At 71.2% G+C, this 16,755-nt stretch carries 15 protein-coding genes; all 15 read right to left on the bottom strand.

The features are described 5' to 3' along the window. Window positions 1–81 precede the first annotated feature (81 nt). Window positions 82–999: a type II secretion system F family protein gene (locus tag H8R17_RS32410; protein ID WP_187826786.1), complete on the bottom strand. Its 918-nt coding sequence runs from the start codon at window positions 997–999 to the stop codon at window positions 82–84. Next, on the bottom strand, window positions 996–2,336 hold the full coding sequence (locus tag H8R17_RS32405; protein ID WP_262505662.1) for a CpaF family protein: 1,341 nt from the start codon (window positions 2,334–2,336) through the stop codon (window positions 996–998). Before H8R17_RS32405 ends, H8R17_RS32410 begins: the two co-directional genes overlap by 4 nt. Window positions 2,337–2,463: 127 nt before the next feature. Then, a complete protein-coding gene (locus H8R17_RS32400) occupies window positions 2,464–3,306 on the bottom strand; it encodes a hypothetical protein (protein WP_187826785.1) in 843 nt (280 codons plus the stop codon). Then, complete coding sequence (locus H8R17_RS32395; protein WP_316959589.1) at window positions 3,306–4,019, bottom strand: SAF domain-containing protein; 714 nt, start codon at window positions 4,017–4,019, stop codon at window positions 3,306–3,308. The genes H8R17_RS32400 and H8R17_RS32395 overlap by 1 nt, the downstream gene beginning before the upstream one ends. A 36-nt stretch (window positions 4,020–4,055) precedes the next feature. After that, complete coding sequence (locus H8R17_RS47605; protein ID WP_262505661.1) at window positions 4,056–4,949, bottom strand: ATP/GTP-binding protein; 894 nt, start codon at window positions 4,947–4,949, stop codon at window positions 4,056–4,058. Next, window positions 4,943–5,542, bottom strand: coding sequence for a hypothetical protein (locus tag H8R17_RS32385; RefSeq protein ID WP_187826784.1), 600 nt, complete (start codon window positions 5,540–5,542; stop codon window positions 4,943–4,945). The genes H8R17_RS47605 and H8R17_RS32385 overlap by 7 nt, the downstream gene beginning before the upstream one ends. Before the next feature lie 300 nt (window positions 5,543–5,842). Continuing rightward, complete coding sequence (locus tag H8R17_RS32380) at window positions 5,843–6,508, bottom strand: hypothetical protein (RefSeq protein WP_187826783.1); 666 nt, start codon at window positions 6,506–6,508, stop codon at window positions 5,843–5,845. Then, a complete protein-coding gene (locus tag H8R17_RS32375) occupies window positions 6,505–7,623 on the bottom strand; it encodes a bifunctional lytic transglycosylase/C40 family peptidase (RefSeq protein ID WP_316959588.1) in 1,119 nt (372 codons plus the stop codon). Before H8R17_RS32375 ends, H8R17_RS32380 begins: the two co-directional genes overlap by 4 nt. Next, window positions 7,620–10,022, bottom strand: coding sequence for a YIP1 family protein (locus H8R17_RS32370; protein ID WP_187826782.1), 2,403 nt, complete (start codon window positions 10,020–10,022; stop codon window positions 7,620–7,622). The genes H8R17_RS32375 and H8R17_RS32370 overlap by 4 nt, the downstream gene beginning before the upstream one ends. Beyond that, window positions 10,019–10,534, bottom strand: coding sequence for a hypothetical protein (locus tag H8R17_RS32365; RefSeq protein ID WP_187826781.1), 516 nt, complete (start codon window positions 10,532–10,534; stop codon window positions 10,019–10,021). Before H8R17_RS32365 ends, H8R17_RS32370 begins: the two co-directional genes overlap by 4 nt. Window positions 10,535–10,866: 332 nt before the next feature. Continuing rightward, on the bottom strand, window positions 10,867–11,184 hold the full coding sequence (locus tag H8R17_RS32360; protein ID WP_187826780.1) for a hypothetical protein: 318 nt from the start codon (window positions 11,182–11,184) through the stop codon (window positions 10,867–10,869). Next, window positions 11,181–13,856, bottom strand: a complete 2,676-nt coding sequence (locus tag H8R17_RS32355) for an ATP-binding protein (RefSeq protein WP_187826779.1) — start codon at window positions 13,854–13,856, stop codon at window positions 11,181–11,183. The genes H8R17_RS32360 and H8R17_RS32355 overlap by 4 nt, the downstream gene beginning before the upstream one ends. Beyond that, a complete protein-coding gene (locus tag H8R17_RS32350; RefSeq protein ID WP_187826778.1) occupies window positions 13,853–14,464 on the bottom strand; it encodes a hypothetical protein in 612 nt (203 codons plus the stop codon). The genes H8R17_RS32355 and H8R17_RS32350 overlap by 4 nt, the downstream gene beginning before the upstream one ends. Further along, window positions 14,461–14,838 (bottom strand): hypothetical protein, encoded by a 378-nt coding sequence (locus tag H8R17_RS32345; RefSeq protein WP_187826777.1) that lies wholly within the window; start codon window positions 14,836–14,838, stop codon window positions 14,461–14,463. Before H8R17_RS32345 ends, H8R17_RS32350 begins: the two co-directional genes overlap by 4 nt. Then, window positions 14,835–15,962, bottom strand: coding sequence for a conjugal transfer protein (locus H8R17_RS32340; protein WP_187826776.1), 1,128 nt, complete (start codon window positions 15,960–15,962; stop codon window positions 14,835–14,837). Before H8R17_RS32340 ends, H8R17_RS32345 begins: the two co-directional genes overlap by 4 nt. Window positions 15,963–16,755 lie beyond the last annotated feature (793 nt).

The raw sequence follows: 16,755 nt of genomic DNA, 5'->3' as shown, positions 1-16,755 counted from the left end.
CCCCGCCATCCACCAGGCCAACAGCAAGATCAACGCGCCCGCCGACACGCCCCAGGCGGCATAGAGGTTGACTCAGGAAACTCATGCGATCAGCTCCTCGACCGGCTCGGTCAGTTTGACCCGGCTGCGCGGGTCGTTGATCAGGAAGCGGGGCACCGGCTGGTGGCTGCCCAGTCGGCGGGTCCACAGCAGGACGGCGGCGAACGCACCGGCCAGCAGGGCCAGGACCAGCTGGCCGATCAGGGTGCCGTAGGGCTTGGTGTAGTCAGGCACCAGGAAGCCGGACAGGACCAGGCCGAGGCTGATCATGGTCATCCAGCGCACCGCCGTACGGGACTTGGCCCGCTCGGCTTCGGTCTTGCGGCGCTGGGAGACTTCCGCACGCACGGAGGTCGCGGTGTCCTCCAAGACCTGCGCCAGGCCCGGGCCGGGGTCGGCGGCACACAGCATCAGCGCGGCGCACGCCTTGTCGGCGGTCACATCGTCGAGGCGGTCGGCGAAGTCCTGAAGGGCCTCCAAAGGCTGCCATCCGGCCTGCAGCTTGTCGGCGAGCTCGCTGACCTCGTCCTCGATCGCGGCCGGCGGGTTCTTGCGGCTGGTGATCAGTGCCTGTTCCAGGCCGAAGCCGAGGCGCAGGATCTCGGACAGGCGCTGCGTCCACGCCTCCAGCGCTTCCAGCTTGGCGATCCGCAGCTTCACCGAGGCGGTGGGGGCCAGCAGCCACGGCACGCCGATGACCGACAATCCCAGCAGCACCGCGGCCGTGAACACACCGGTCACCACCCACATCACGGCTACGGTGACCGCTGCGGCCGTGGCCACCAGGCGGCGCCGGGCGATGCGGCGTTCCGCATCGGGGCCGCCCGACCACTGCGCACGCCAGCGGGCCGTACGGCCCTGGCCGGGTGGGGCAGTGGTGCCGATGGTGGCGACGACTGCCGCGATCAGTCCGCCGGTGAGCAGGGCGCCGCACAGGCTCCACCACAGGGAGGTCGTCATGCGCTCGCCCCCTGCCAGGCGACCGGCTGGGGCTGGGCGCCGGCCTGGAAGCCGGCCTGCTCCAGGCGGCGCTGAGTGTGGGGGGACATCGGCGCGTACGGAACGGCACGCATATCCCACTCCGAGGCCGGGCGGTAGATCTCGTTGTAGGCGGGGCGGCCGCCCTCGCCGATGCCGGTGATCTCCCAGATGTGGCTGACCATACGGCGCTTGACCGGCCCGGACTCGTCGACCGACATGAACACCACGAAGTGCAGGCCGTTGGCGATCTGCCGGTAGGCGAGCTGCTCGCTGAAGTTGCCGCGGGCCAGCAGGTAGAGCTCGGCGATGCGGTCGAAGACCACATGCGGCTCGGAGGCGTGCATCGTGCACATGCTGCCGGGCCGGTCACTGGTCAGCGCCTGCATCATCGCGGTGACCTCCGGGCCGCGGACCTCGCCGACCACGGTCCGCGTCAGCGACATGCGCTTGGCCCGGTACATCAGGTCCAGCAGGGTGATCTCGCCGGCGGCACGGCCGTCGACACGCTCGCCGTTGGACTCGCGGGCCTCCATCGGCACCACCTGCGTGTGGTAGCCGTTGCGGTGGGCCCACAGCTCGAACTCGGTCTCCACCGTGGCGAATCGCTCATGCCGGGGGATCTCCTTGAGCAGCGCACGCAGCATCGACGTCTTCCCCGACGACTGCTCGCCCACGACCATGACGTTGCGGCGGGCCCGGACACAGGCCGCCAGGAGCTCGGCGATCGTCTGGTCCAGCGTGCCGAGACGGACCATGTCGGCGAGGTTGGCGTCCTTGATGCGGTGCCGGCGGATCGTCACATGGGTGCGCTCGCCGGTGATCTCCGGCCCGAGCGCCTGCAGACGGGACCCGTCGGGCAGCCGCACCGCCACATCGGGACTGGCGGTGGAGAACGTACGACCGGTCTGGCCGCTCGCGCGGACCAGATCACGCACCAGCTCCTGGAGCTCCTCCTCGGAGTCGGCCACCGGGGCGACCTCGACCGGATCGCCCTCGTCCGAGTACTTGAGGAACACCCGGTCGTGACCGTTGATCCAGATGTCCTCGACGCGGTCGTCGTCGAGGTAGCGCTGCAGACGTCCGGCCCGGAACAGCATGTCGAAGACCAGGGCGGCCATCTGCTGTTCCTGGACCTCGGAGACCGTGCCGCGGACGCGGGCGGCGTCGCCCCAGACCGCGACCCTCTCGTTGATCAGGGCGCGGCCGCGCTGCTCACGGGCCGGCCCGGACAGGGCCGCGTTCGTCTTCGCCTCGGCCAGCAGTTGGTCATTGACCTGCCGCTTGATCTCGTTGGCGGCCCGGGTGTCGATCTCCATGCGGGGCACGGCACGGGCGCCGACCATCGCCGGAGAGCCGGCCTGCCCCACGACGCGCCGCGAATCCGGTGCCCCTGCTCCGGTGGGACCGGGGGCGACCGTGTGGGCCGGGCCCGGGTATACGGGGTCAGCGCGCACTGCCGCTCACCCCCCGAAGCCGCTGGTGCAGCGGGGACGCCAGCCGGGCGCGGCGCGAGGCCACGCGCTGACGGATCGGAGTCGTGGCATCCCCGACGGCCTTCATCAGCTTGCTGTTCATGAACTGGCGTCCCTCCGGCTCTCCGTCGGACAGGACCGCGGCCTCGGCAGGCCGGTAGGGAAGTTGGGCGATCACGGGCACGCCGGTTTCCTCTTCGACCTCACGGGGCCCGTAGGGGCCCTGCCGGATCAGGAGGACGCCCAGTCCGCCGGATCCGCGTCCGTTCTCGCCATCCAGCAGTGCGCGCAGCTGGGCAATGCGGGACTTGCCGTTGTGCAGGCCGCGCACCGTGCCGCGCATCACCACGAGCACCACATCGGCGCGCAGCGCCAGCACGCTCGCCGGGCCGAACGCACCGCTGCGGCCGAGGTCCACCAGGACGTCGTGGCCGCCGGGCTCAATGCCGGCGAACAGATCGGCGAGCTGCGTCCATACCGGCGCGAGACTCGAGGCCTGGGACATCTCCGTCAGCCCGGCCAGCAGCAGCCGGTTGCGCTCGTTGCGCCGGTCGTCGTTCTCCAGGGCGATCAGCTGCGTCCAGAACGCGTTGACCAGTTCCTGCGTACGGGTGGAGACGGCGAGGTTACGCAGGCCGCGGTCCGCTTCCATCCGGCCCTGCAGCGCGCCGGACAGTACGGCGCCGCCGTCGGGATCGCACTCGGCCAGGATCATGCGCCGCCCGTCCTCCAGCGGCCAGGTCCGCAGCAGGGCCAGCGCCGTACTGGTCACGCCCGGCGCGCCGGGCAGACCGACCAGCGTGATGACCGCCATCAGGAATCGTCTCCCGGCGCGTCCACCACGAGCGCCACGTCACCGGTCGCGGCCTGGGCGGCGAGCCTGGGGCCGTCCTCGGCCGGCACGGCGACGTCGACCACCTGCTCGTTGGTGGTCTGCTGCTTCTCCCCCACTCGAACGACGCGGGCGGACACCGTCTTCGGCGTCGACTCGGTGCCGCTCGTGCCGGTGTCGGTCTGGGTTCCGTCGGACGGTGCGGACACGACCAAGACGCGGTCGCCGGGCGACAGCCGGGTGGCCGGCATTTGCGACGCCTTCAGCCCGATGCCCACCAGCTGCTCCCCCGGCTTGACCAGCGTGCGGGTGGTGACCTGCCCGCGGGACAGCAGCGCGCCGGGTACCAGGGCGACCGCGGCCCGCTTCCCGACCACCTGATCGCGCTGGGCGGCGCGGAACGGCTTGAGCGCCGGGTCCAGCGACACCGAGGCCTCTACCAGATCCGAGTCCTTGATCACGTCACCGGCGTTCACTTCGTGGGCGACCGCCAGGACGGGCGTCCGCTCCCCGGTCGCCTGGTAGGCGAGGAATCCGCCCCCGCCACCCGCGGCGATCAACGCGACCGCCAGGGCGTACATGCCGGGTCGTCGGCGGCGCGCTTGGAATCCCACCGCCGCGCCCGGCAGATGACTCTGCGTCGGCTGCGCGGGAACCTGGCCCATTGCGCTGGCCTGAGCCGCCGTCTTGGTCACGTTGCTTGCCTTCCTTCTGGAACTGATGCCCTGCGATCAGCTGCCCACGGCCTGCAGTTCACCGACTGCGACCTGGACCTGGTTCTGGCGGATCTCGGTCAGCTGCCCGCCCGCACCGCCGCCGGCTACCTGCCAGTCGATCGACCACGTCGACGTAGCGGTCAGCTGGAACTTGCCGCCCTCATCGGCCGATGTCTTGGAGTAGACGTGGCCGCACGTCGGCGACTCGGCCATGCCCTTGGACGATGTGTAGGTGGTGCCGGGGCCGTTGCACGTGACCGTGGAGCCGTCGCCCATCTTCCACACGATCTTGCTGACCTTCGCGGTAGCGGTAACCGTCACCCCGTCGGCCGAGGCCGAGGCGGTGTTCGGTCCGTACGTGGTCTGGCTCTCGTTGACCCACATCCACACCGGGACACCGATCGTGTACTTCCCGGCCGCACGCGGACTGGCAATGTCCGGGCCCAACAGCGTCATGGAATCGACGGCGCGCTGGGCCAGCACCGCGGGATCAACCGCGGGCGGAGGTGCTGCGGCCCAGAACGTCTCGACGGTGGTTTCGGCGGTAAGGCCGATGAACTCGCTGGAGTCGATACAAATACGGGTATAGACGGCTCCGTCGTCAGGACTGTGTCCCTCCCAAAGCGCACTGCCAGCAGGCGGCGGAGGGGTCAGCTTCGACACGGAGCAGACCGGGGAGTCCGGATCCTTCTTGGCGGCCTTACCGCCCTTGCTGGCGGTCGTCGAAGTCGACGATCCTTGAGAGCCGCTGGAACCGTCCGTACCAACGCCAACACAGAACATCACGGCTGTGCAGTTGCCTGCATCAACGTTGGTATCCCCCGGCCCGTCGGCAGCCTGTGCGCCGGTGGTCATACAGGCGAAGGCGGCGGCTGTGGCGGCGCCGAGTGCGACAGCCCGCGTCAGCATGAGGTGTTCTCCGGCGTGGTGCTCAACATGACCCACCGATTCCCCCACTTCTCGGCCTTCGCGATGCTGATGTACCGGGTGAGCCGCTCCTTCGGAAGCTTGATCTCCTTGTGGGTGTCGGCGTCGACCAACTTCCAGCCGGTGATGTCTACGCAGTCGCGCAGGGTGGCCGAGGGGATCTTGCCGGTCAGGTCCATTGTTTGGACCTTTGGAGAGAGCGTGACCTTGCCCTCGGCGACCTGGCCAGCGTTCTTCATCGCCTTCAGGTCCTGCTTGGTGGCAGCGAGAGCCGTGCCGACGGCGTACTTGTCCAGCTCAGTGCCGTCCAGGCTAGACTTCGCGTACGCCAGTTCCGTTTCGTCCCAATAGCGCTGATAGTCGGCCAGGAGCGCCCGAGATGCCGCTTCCTTGGGATCCGCACTGGGACTTGTCGACGCCGAGGAACTGTTCTGCAGGGTGGGACTCTTCGCCTCGTCGTCCTTATCGCCGCCGCAAGCAGTCAAGGAGAGCGCCGCGCAGCCGGCAATCACCAAGGCGATAAGTCGATTTCGGGTGCGCAGCGCGTTGCGCTTCGGTCGTGCCGCTTCTGCCATTACGCCTCCCCGTTCCATTTCTTCACCCTTGTGCGACCTGTGACGTGGTGCAGGGTGCTGCCGCCGCGACGCTCACGCAGGTCTCAGATGATTGCCGTCGTCACATACGTTACGCAAAGAACCGTCAACGCCACAGTCTGTTCTTGCTGTTCAGGACCACACTGCGGGCACAAACCGGTCACATTCCCGCACAGCGGGAGACTTGGTCGGGAATTCGAACGCCATCTCCCGCCACAGTGAACTCAAAGGCCAGCAACCAAGCAGGAGTTGGCGATGCAAATCCAGAACTCGGTGTCGGTCTCAATGCACTGGCTCCCAGGTTGTGTCCTCGCGCACGAGAATCACCTCAGCGGGTCGTCCGTCCTGTTTTTCGCCTGCGGGATCGGTGCCGGCCCAGACCAGGCGGACGCGGACACGATCGGAGCGGTCGCCGACGGTGCGGGCGATGCCGGCTTGGATCCGTACGTCGCGGTACGGGGAGCGCAGCGGCTCTTCGCCGAAGTATCCCCGCCAGTTCTCCCGGCCCGCCCCGGTGACGTCGGCGAGCCAGATGCGGGAAGCAAGGGCAACAAGCTTCACTTCCTGGGTGTGCGGCAGGTCGGCGGGCGAGGAGCGTTCCAGGACTTGCTGGAAGGCGTAGTCGCCGGCGGGGCCGTCCCCGGCCACCGGCATGACGCCGGCCGACGCCGCTGCGCTCGCGGTGGGGTGCGGCGAGGGAAGTGGCGTCGCCGCGGCCTCGTTCACCGTGCCGCTCAGCGTCCGGCTTGGTGTGGGATCCGCCGTGCGTACGGCGGTGGGCGCTGCCGTGGGCGCGGCGGCGGCCGGGGCTGCGCTGGCCTTCGGCGAATAGCTTGCCCCGGGGCTGGTGGGCTGGAGTAGGACGAGCCCGAGCAGAGCGCAAAGGGCGCCGCCGAGCAGCGGCCAGAGGGCTGTTCTTCTGTACGGAGTGCGGGTGTTGGTGTTCACAGCAGCCGGGCACCCCCCGCGAAACCTTGATCCCAGACGGCCTCGGTCCGTACCTCCGTTCCGGGCCTCGGGGCGTTGACCATCATCGAGTCGCCCAGATAAATCCCGACATGGTAGATGGTGCTGCTGGAGCTGGGGTCGACGGCGAAGAAGACCAGGTCGCCGGGCTCCAGAGCGCCGATACCGCGGCTGGCGGGGATTCGCTTGCCGATGCCGGCCTGCTGTGCGGCGGTGCGCGGGAGGCTGATGCCGGCCTGGGCGTAGGCGTAGGTGGTGAGGCCGGAGCAGTCGTATCCGGTGATGTTCGCTCCGGAGATGCCGCGCGGGGTACAGCAGATGCCTTTGGTGGGGCCGGTGGCGTTGCCGCCGCCCCAGGAGTAGGGCGTGCCGATCTCGGCGAGGGCGGCGTTGATGACGGTGCGGGCATCGCCGGTGGCGTTCTGGCCGAGGCGGATGGTGCCGTCGCCGAGCTGGGTGTAGCGGTCGATCCAGGACAGGACGTCGCTGACGTAGGCGGTCGAGTGGTTGTACTGCAGGATGGCCGCTTTCAGCTGGCTGCGGTCGGTGAGGTTGCGGCCGTTGCCGCACAGGTAGACGGCGGCGCCGAGCGCGGCGTCGTCCGCGTTGTGCGGGTCCTTGACGCCGTCGCCGTTGCCGTCGCGTCCGGTCGACTGCCAGGTGGAGGGGAGGAACTGGAAGGGGCCAACAGCGCGTTCGGAGCTGCTGGTGTCGTCCCAGCGGCCGTTGTCGGTGTCCTCGAAGGCGGTGGTGTTGCCGCCGGCGCCGGATCCGTCGAGAAGCGGGCCGAGGATGTGCGGGGTAATGTCGCCGTTGTCGGCGATCGTCCGGCCGGCCGCGTGGTTGGACTCGATTTTGGCGATGCCGGCCAGGATCGCCCAGGTCATGCCCGTGCATTTCGGGGCCTCGGCGGGCAGTCGGGCGGCCGCCGCCTGGTAGGCGGCCAGCATCCGCTGGGGGATGCCGGACACCTTGCCGACGGTCTCGAGGTTCGGGGTGTCCGTCTCGCGGGCGGCGGCGAACGCGACGAGCATGACCGGCGTGGCGAGCACGGCCAGCAAGAGTGTGGTGAGGCAGCCGAGTCTGCGCCGCTTCACTCGGCATCTCCCGCCCGGTTGTCACCCTCACCCCTGCGGCCGGGCCAGGCATGTCCCTCCGACGGGTCGGGCTCCCAGGGGAAGCGCTGGCGCCAGATGTCGTCGGGGACGTGGCCGTCGGCGGTGGGCGGGCCGCCGTAGTAGCGGGGCCGGCCGGTGTCGTCGAGGTGCGTCGACTCCCAGGTGCGCAGCCGGGTGGCGCGGTCGATGGGCTCGGAGACGGCTTCGTAGGTGCGGCGGACGGGGGTGGTGAGGTCGCGTACGCCGTCGCGGGTGTCGGCCGTCCAGGCGTCGGCGACGCGGCTGTAGTGGGTGCGCTGGCGGCCGAGTTCCTGGTGGAGCTCGCCGGTGAGCTGGCTGGTGCCGCGGCGCATGCGGGTCCAGGTGGCGGGCAGGCCGACGGTGGAGTGGTAGGCGACTTTCCCGGTGCGGACCAGGGTCCGGCCACCGCGGGTGCGGCGCAGGCCGGCTTCGAGGCGTGCGCCGATGGGCGTGTAGTCGTCCTGCTGGCCGCCGCTGATGATGCGTCCGGTGCGGCCGTCGATGACGGTGCGGCCGGTGGTGCCGGGAGGCAGCGGCCGGCCGTCCGGGCCCAGTCGGACGGGCTGGGAGGCGGGGCGCTTCGGGCCGATCAGGGCGGCGTGGGTGGCGCGCAGGCCCAGCCCGATCGGGGCGAGGGCGCGGCGTCCTTCGGCGCTGGCCTCGGCGAGGAAGGCGCCGGGGTGGCCGACCAGTCCGTTGCCGTCGCTGAGCGCGCGCAGTCCGGCGGCCAGGCCGGCGTTGCGGTTCATGAAGGACAGGTGGGCGGCGCCGTATCCGCCTCCGCTGTTGCCGTAGTTGAGGGAGGAGAGGGCGGACGCGGTGGCGGCGGCGTTGGGGTCCATGGTGTGGCTGCCGCCGATGCGGGCGTAGCGCATGCGGTCGGCGATGCGACGGCCCAGGCCGCTGCCCTTGCGGAGCATGATGCGGTGTCCGGCCAGGGCGGTGATGGCCAGGCCGTCGAGGGTGAGCAGCCGTTCCATCATCGGGCTTTGGTTGTTGGCGAGCAGGGCGCGGGCGGCGACCCCGAAGGCCGGGATGAACACGGCGGTGCCGAACAGGACCACGACCGCGGAGGCGAAGATGCCCACCCACTTCCACAGCACGGCGCGGTTGGGTCCGGGCAGCAGCGCCCAGGCGAAGACGACGATGCCGCAGACCGCGGCGATCACGCAGCCGAACTGGGCGGCGAACAGGGCCAGGACCATGGAGAGGATGACGAGGGTGATGATGAGCACGGCGATGAGCACGAGCACGGCGCCGAGGAAGCGCCCCCAGGTCACCTTCTTCATGTAGGAGGCGGCGAGTTTGCCGTCGTCGCCGAGCTTCTTGAAGGCCTTCTCGGCGTCGCTGACGCCGGTGTCCCGCTGGCAGTACTGCTTGGCCGGCCCGTAGATGAGGTCGCAGGGGTCCTCCTCGAGCTCGGGCGGGTCGACGAGCTGCTTGTGGACCTTGTAAAGCGGGCTGTCCTTGGGGATGTTCTGCCCGTACTCCAGGAGCATGTACGGCTGCACGACGAGGGTCTCGGTGAGCGTGCGCGTGATGGGCTGGGAGATGTCGGCTGCGGCCAGCGGGCGTTCGCCGCTCAGACAGGTGTCGCGGGCAGGTCCTGCGACCATGTCGCAGGCCGCTTCGCGCTTCTTCTTGGCCGCGGCGCTGTCCTCACCCGTAGCAGTGTCACCGACGGACTCGCGGCAGGCGCTCTGCGCGGGTCCGGTGATCAGGTCGCACGGGTCGTTGGCCTTGTCCTTGCCGTCGCCGCCGTTGACGGTGATGGACGCCGCTTCCAGGGCGGCGCGCTGGGTCTGCCGGATCGGCCCGTCGTAGCCGAGCAGGGCGTCGGGGCGGACCATGGTCGTCGCGGCGAGCGCGGCGATCAGCAGGGTGAGCATGATTTCGCCGACGCCGCGGGCGACGCGGCCGCGCATTGCCAGGACCAGGCCGAAGACGAACGCCCACGCCAGGAACACGCCGGTGATGCCGAGCGGGCCGATGATGTTGGTCTGGTAGGCGTCGCTGATCTGCTGCGCGGGCGCGGAGAGCTTGTCCAGGACGGGGAAACGGTAGGCCCAGTCGACCACCCAACAGGAAAAGCCGACCAGGGTGCGGGACAGGGCGAACGTTCCGGACAGGCAGAACTCCAGGACGGTGTCGATCGGTCCCGACTCGTCCGCGGTCAGCTCGTAGTGGTCGATCGGCACGCCCTCGGGGGTGTCCACGTTCAGCGGGTCGAGGAGATCCCCGTACGGGCTCCCGTTGTCCGCGGCGAACGAGGGCGCGGTGCTGATGGCGATCAGGAGCACGGTCAGGGCGGTGACCGTCCCGGCCGCCTGCCAGCGGCGGCGGGCGGCGGGCGTCACGGCCGGCTCCAGCGGAGGCGCAGCAGGACACCGATGCCGAGCAGAGCCGGGATCAGGAGCAGCACGCCGGTGCTCGTGCTGCCACCACCCGCTGACGGGGCCGTGGAGTCGGCGCCGCGCTGGCAGTAGTCGTGAGCGGGGCCGACGATCAGGTCGCAGGGGTCACTGGCCGATCCGGTGCCGGCAGTACGGGCGGCGGAGGTGGCCGTGGTGGTGAAGGCGTCCCCGGTCTGGGGCCACCAGGCGTCGGGGACGCCGTGAGCCATCAGGGTGATGGCCATGATGGCGGCCGCGGCCAGGAGCACAACGAGTGCCGGGCCGAGGCGGCGCGCGCGGTGGGGGGCGAAGGTGTCACGCATCGCGTCCTCCCGTGAGCGGGCGGGCCTGGTGGGCAGAGGAGGCGTGGCGGCCGGGGTGCGCCTCATGCCGTGGCCGTGGCGGTGGGGGTGGTGGAGTGCCGGCTCGTCGGCGGCGCCAGGGCCGGTGCGGCGGTGCAGGAGGGAGGCGGGCATGAACGGCTCCTCAGCGATCAAAAGAAAGGGGGGATTGGGGCTGTGCCGTCACTCTTCGCCCAGGCGCTCACCGCCCCGCTTGCCACCAGCGGCCCTGGGCTGTCACAAGGCCATAACTCCGGCCCCGACAGGGCGTGGTAAGTGGGCGCACGGCTGTTGGTGAGTGGCGTGGTGAGCGGCCCCGGGGATGGTTCGCCCCGGGCGTTCGCGGGGTCGGTCAGGACGCGGCGACCTGGCGGCGGGCGGCCGGTTTCACGGCTGCGTCTCGAAGGTGTGGAATTTCGTGCGCCCCTCTCATGGGGCGTGTGGGAGGCCTCGGGTGGGCGGCTGGCTCAGGTCCAGGTCCACGGTTCGCGTGAGCCCGCCGCGCGGTCGGCCGTCACGGCGAGGTCGTAGGCCATGACCGCCCAGACCTCGGGCATGAGCTCGTGGCCACAGGCCCGGTAGAGGACATCGGCGATGCGGCTCGCGGCGGTGTCCGCCACCGCGAACGGGGCACCCCGGGGGCGGTCGAACACCCATTTGATCGACCGCCAGTCGGCAGCGGACAGCACGTGCGCCAGGTGCCGGGCGAGGACGGCCGTTGAACCGTAGGCGCAGTGGAGCCGGCCGCCCTCACTGGTGCCGTGGGAGATGCTCCAGCTGCTCATGGCCGCCTCCCCGTCACGCGCCGGCTGCCGACGGCGGCGGCTGGCGTGTAGGGAAGGAGTTCCTCGTCGGCGGGTGGGGTGTCGGCGGGTGGGGTGTCTTCGGGGGTGGTGAAGATGTCCTCCAGGATCCGGTCGACGTTCGGTACGAGGACCTTGAAGCGGCCGATGTTCATGCGCGGATCGCGGCCGAGGATCTCGCCGGCGCGTTCGGTCTTGCCGAACGGGGACAGGTCGGTGGTGACCACGTGCAGGAGGTCCTCGTCGTCGGCGGGCAGGCCGAGCCATTCCAGGCCGCGAGCGGCGAGGACCGGGTCGGCGGTGCGGGACAGGAAGCGGTAGGCGAGCAGGCCGCGGCCGGTGCTGGTGCCGAGTTCGCGGACGTCGTGGCAGCCCAGGCCGACGCCGGCACCGTGCTTGCGGCCGTCGTAAACAATCTCGTCGACCAAGGCCTGGCCCTCGGAGGAGGAGGTGAGCCAGTACGCCTCGTCCAGCGGGATCAGCGTGAACCGGGCATCCGCGAAGGCGACTTCACGGGCGATCGCCGCGACCAGGTAGAGGACGGCGCGGCCGATGAGGGCCTCCAGCGGCTGGTTGCGCATCAGCTCGGGGTCGGTCACCGCTTCCCGCGGCGGCAGCGTGAGGCCGGTGGTGGTGATGACGACGAAGTCGCTGGACATGCCGGAGGCGAGATCAAGGACCGGCAGCTCGGGGTCGAACACCGCAGCGGCGAGCGGCTCGTCGGCGGCGACCTGGAGCCACTCGGTCAAGGAGACGGCGCGCTGGGCCCTGGGCCCCTCCCCCGCGGCCATCTCCTCCAGGGCGACAATCACCTGGGCCATGCACGGATACGAGGACTCGGCGGCCTCCTTGACCGCACGCTTGAGCAGCGCCCCGTACTCGGTCATCGGCCCCACCCCGAGTTGCACCGTCAGATAGCTGAGCGCATACCGCGCGCCGACGGCCGGCTGATCGGCGAAGACCCTCAAGGGGTCGATGGACAGCTCCGCCTTCGCGGCGTCGACGACCTGGCTGCGGCCGGCAGCCGCGCTGCGCGCGAAGGAGGCCCACTCGCGGCGCTTGGTGCGGTCGATGGCGATCACCCGGCCGCCGCGGTCGACGACACTGCTGGCGATCAGCTTGAGCAGGACACTCTTGCCGCCGCCCAGGTCGCCGGCGATCCCGAACGACGCGGACGCGTTCGCGCGGGGGGCGTTGGCGATGTCCAGCAGGGTGGGGGTGACGGTGCCGACGTCCTGGCTGAAGCCGATCATCGCGCCGGCGGGGTCGCCGAATCCCTGACCGGCGAACGCGCCGTGCATGGCCCAGTCCTCGCCGAGCTCATGCTGGGTGTACTGGCGGGTGCCCGGCGGGGCGGCGGTGGCGGGCAGGGTGAGCGTGAACAGCTCCTCATGGCCGCCGACCGGCCGCACCAGCCGGTAGTTCGCGCCGCGCAGCCGCGACTGCAGTGCGCCGGCCCGCTTTTCGCACTCGGCGGCGCTGTCCGCCCAGACGCTCATGACGGTCACCGACTGGACCTCGACCTCGACGCTGGTGCGCGCGGCGCGCGCGCTCAGGTCGCCGAGGTCCTCGGCGGCATCGTGCATGGCCTCGGGCAGCCCGGTCGCGCGCTGCGCGGAGTACTGCTCGGCCTGGTCGACCAGGTCCCTTTTCTTCTTGGTGACCTCCGCGAGGACCTTCTCCGTCGACACCAGCCGCAGGTCGACCACCCAGTCGACGCCGAACGGCATCCGGTCCAGGTGGGCGAGGAAGTCGCCGCCCGCGGCGGAGAACGTGCGCGGCATCTCCGCCAGCGCAAGGTGGGCCTGGTAGGAGCTGCCCGCCTCGGATTCCACCCGCAGCCAGCGGCGCCCCACCCCACCGGCCGCAGTCCTCTTCTTCCGGCTGCCGCGGGCGCGGGCCGGTGTCCCAGCCGACGTGCGGGCGGCATCGGGCTCCTCGTCGATGCCGCCTTCCAGCAGCCGCACCTGGCCCAGGTCCGCGTGCGCGGGCGCCCGCAGGACCCCAGAGACGAGGTGGCTGCCGCGCAGGCCGGAGCGCTCGGACTCGGCGAGCAGCGGCTCGTCCAGGCCGCGGGCGACGGCGTGCTGGTGCATCCACACGATCTCCGCCGGGCGGGCCGGGCGCAGCTCGAGGCCGCCGCCGAATTCCGTCAGCAGCTGGCGGGCACGCTGCTGGTACTCCCCCACCTCGTGGGCGGGCACCGGTGCCGGCGGCAGGCCCAGCATCGAGGAGATCTCGGACCACGCGGACGCGAAGGCCGCGGACAGCTCGGCCCGCGCCCCGCCCAGCTCCAGCGGGACGGCCAGCCACAGGGTGCGCCGGTGCATCTCCACCGGCGCATCGAGGTCCTCGCCCGCCAGCAGCCGCAGCTGCGCGTCGGCGACCTCGGCCCAGTGCGGATGCCGCTGGTAGTCGACACCGGCCACGGTGCGGGCGACGACCTCCCCCGGATCCAGCCGGGCGCACAGCCCGTACAGGCGGGCCGCGCCGGGCAGGGAACGCACCAGCGAGGTGACCCGGCCCAGCAGCTCCTCGCGGGTGCGCTCGCCCATGTAGCGCGAGCCCTGCGGGGCAGCGGCCCAGATCGCCCAGACCTGGCCGGACGTGGACCACACGACGTTGTCGACGATGTGACGGATCGCCAGCTTCACCGCCGCACCCCCTGCCGCTCACGCAGCAGCTGCTGCAGGGGCGTGGGCACCGGCCGGGCGGCCGGCGCGGTGCGGGCCGTGCCCGAACGGCGACGGCCGCGACGGCGTGCGGCCGCCTTCCCGGCCGAGGACGCGGCCGGTGCACGGCGCGTGGGGCGGGTGCGGGGCATGACGCTGCCCCGGCCGGACGGGGCAGCGCCCGCGGCGGGAGGCGCGGTGGTCTCCTCGATGAGGAAGCTGCCGTGCAACACGGTGGTACGGCCCTCGCGCACGGTGCGCCCGCCGATGCGGCCGGACGCGGGCTGCAGCACGTACTGCGTCCAGCCGTAGGCCACCCACAGCGGGGAGCGGCCGCCGATCCGTGAGGCGCGCGCCGCCCACACCGCGACCCCGAGGACAACCACGGGTACCGGGCCGAGTGACGGCGCCCACCACGAGAACGTCTTAATCAGCAGGAAGATGCCGCCCGCGGCGATGATCAGCTGGGCGGGGGTGTAGGGCCCCAGCGGCAACGTCCAGTCGCCGATCTTTCCCATCACCCAGGGATGACGGCGGGCGCGGGTGTAGGTGCGCCCGATGCGCACCGACGCAGCAGAGGCGGTGCTCACGCGCGTTCACCTCCTGTCGGCGACAGGTTCGTTGGCACAGTGCCGGTGCCGGTGCCGGTGCCGGTGCCGGTGCCGGTGCCGGTGCCGGGTTGCAGCGGCGCATGGGCCGGCACGGCCGCGCCGAGGTCCAGCAGCTCGCTCGTGAAGGCGTCGGAGAGCTCGGTACGTGAGCTGTAGATGCTGTTGCAGATCACCAGTCCGATCAGCGCACCGATGCCAGCCTTCAGCGAGAACTTCCTGATGACGGTGACGACGACGATCGCGAGCAGCCCGAGTTTCAGCCCCTTGTCCGCCCAGCCGGTTCCCAGGCTGAACAGGTGATTGCCGATGTCCTCGAACTCGCCGGCCAGCATCACCGAGTGCAGGGTGGTCATCGCGCCGTCCCCCAACTCTCCGCCGAGGCGGCCGTGTTCACCCGCGCGACGTGAACCGTGGCGGCCTTGCCGGCACCGGCGACGTCCGTCGTGGTCGGCTTCACCGTGCCGGTCTGGGTACCGCTCCCCTTCTTCGTGGCGGCGGCGCTCTCCAGGCCGGACTGCAGTGCGGTGACCTCCCAGCGGCCGTCGCGCGCCGTGAAGGTCAGCGCGTACGACAGCGGCCACGTCCCGCCGCCGGCATCGCTCGCGGTGATCTGCACCCGCACGCGGACGCTCGTCCCGTCCGCGCCGACCGTCCCGTCCACGCGCTGGACAGCGCGGATCTCGTCGACCTGCACAGCGGTGAAGGACGCCGAGGCGAGCGCGGGCAGCGTTATGCCCGGGGCCAGGTAGCGCTCGGCGCCCTCCTCCGCCCCCAAATAGGCGGTGAGGAACTCCTTCGCCGTGGTCGCCAGGGGCGAGGCGTCCGGCACCTGAGTGCCGTACGGGTCGTCGATGTCATCCGCCACCGTGGGGCCGGTCACCTCCATCGGGGCCGCGGCGACCGCGAAGGCCTGCGCGGCGCCGGGCGCGGTGCCCGTGTCCTTCAGGACCAAGGGCAGCGCGAAGTACCGCAGGCCGCTGCCGGCCGCGGCCGCGGCGCTCCTGTCCGTCGCGGTGGTGGACTCCTTGAACTGGACCGCGACGGTCACCGACCATCCGGTGCCCGACTGACGGACGCTGCGCACCGCGGCCAGCCGCTCGACGACCGGCGCACTCTCGCCCCAGGACGGCGCCGTGAGCGACGGCGCCAGCGCGTGCAGTTCCTGCGCGGCCGCGCTGTCCTCCTCACCGGCGCGCAGCCACAGGCCGAGGACCAGCTCTGCGTAGCCGGCCGGATCCGGCGAGGCCTTCGTCTGGTCGGCGCTCTGGACCTTGGCCGTGCTCTGGGCGGGCACGGCCGGGTCGTGGCGGGCGCAGCTGGCGATCAGCCCGAGCGGACCGGTGGCCAGCGCGACCAGGACCGCCGCGCGCACCAGGGCGGTGCGGCGCACGGGCAGCGGCCGTGCGCCCGGGCTCGGGGCGGCGGGTTCGCCGCTGGTGGGACGGCGCCGGTCACGGCGCAGACGGGAGGCGGTCATGGACGGCTCCTCGAAGTACAGAGAGAGGGAGTTGGTCTGTGCCGTCACTCTTCGTCCGAGCCCTTACCGCCTCGCTTGCCACCAGCGGCCCCGAGCCGTCACGAGCCCATAACTCCTGCCCCGGCCAGGCGTGGTAAGCGGGCGACGGCCTCGTGGTAAGCGGCGTGGTAAGTGGGCCCAGCCGTGGTAAGTGACCCCGTCCGCGTGCTCACCACCGCAGGTCAGCGCCGGCCTGTACGGTCTGGCGCGCGCGACGAGGTCGCTCATGTACGAGTTCGTGTAGGCGGTGCCGGCACGGGCGCCGGAGGGATCACGGCGTCGCCAGCAGGGTGCGCACGAAATTCCACGCTTCCGACACGGCACCCGGCAGGGCCGTCCCCGGGAACGGGGCGTACGTTGACCTGCTGTCCACACCGGCCACGGCGGCCGGTCTGGACGCCGTTGGAATCGGCTGCGATGGGAAAGTTCCAACACGGTCTCGCCTCACGTCCGGCGGCGTTCCAGCCCCGCCGGGACCGTCCATTCCACCGTCCCGCACCTGCTGCTCCGGACCACTACAACGGCACTCCACAGCAGCCCGAAGCACCCGCTGCACAACCCTCGGTACGGCCCGCCCGGCGTCTCGACAGAGCCCTTGCGCACGGCGCCTGCCTGTTGGAAAAGTTGGAAAATCCCAGCTCAGCGTCTTTTCCAACTGGTGGGGCAGCCGTCGGCCCGTATGCCTGACTGCTGGCGTCGAGGCGCTGACCGGAGCGGGCCAGCGTCTCGCGGTCCCCGAGGAGAAGGGGACAGG

This window comes from Streptomyces sp. TRM68367 (assembly GCF_014495685.1).
Lineage (GTDB): Bacteria > Actinomycetota > Actinomycetes > Streptomycetales > Streptomycetaceae > Streptomyces.
This window is presented reverse-complemented; position numbering and strand designations above follow the sequence as displayed.